General features: G+C 41.2%; 1 pseudogene. It reads right to left on the bottom strand.

What is annotated here, in order from left to right:
* Positions 1-309, bottom strand: a pseudogene (locus QZ995_RS23750) (baseplate J/gp47 family protein); the annotation flags it as partial.
* Positions 310-449: the final 140 nt, after the last annotated feature.

Raw genomic sequence — 449 nt, 5'->3', positions numbered from 1 at the left:
AATAGGGGTATCTTCATAGACAGGAGCGCTTTTCCAAATAGTGACGGAGTGGACCGCTTTTAAAGGTTGTTTGCGATCAACACCCGATTCGTATCCTCTTTGGTCTAATATTTCACCCTTTGCCCCCAGTGTGGTTATCTGTTCATACACAGCTTGAATCACGATAATAATCGCAAACAGAGATTCACGTAGAGCTAAGATTAAGAGTTTAGTAAACCACTGGTTTGGTAAATCCGAAATCGCTTTTCCCTCACCAACAAAAAACTCTACGAGCTTCTGAGTGAACTCATCTTTTGATGGAAACTTCAATCCATATCACCTCTTTTTAGAAGCTCCAATCCATGTCTTGAGGCGTTTCTACCCCTCTGATTTTTACTTTCGCTTGGACTAACATCTTCTTTTTTTCATTGACTTCGATCAAGGAAACGTCACAACGCAAGACCTCTTCG

Origin of the sequence: Brevibacillus laterosporus (assembly GCF_030489605.1) — a bacterium.
Taxonomy (GTDB): Bacteria; Bacillota; Bacilli; order Brevibacillales; family Brevibacillaceae; genus Brevibacillus_B; species Brevibacillus_B laterosporus_E.
The sequence above is the reverse complement of the archived record's forward strand: the minus strand, read 5'-3'. Positions and strand labels throughout refer to the sequence as shown.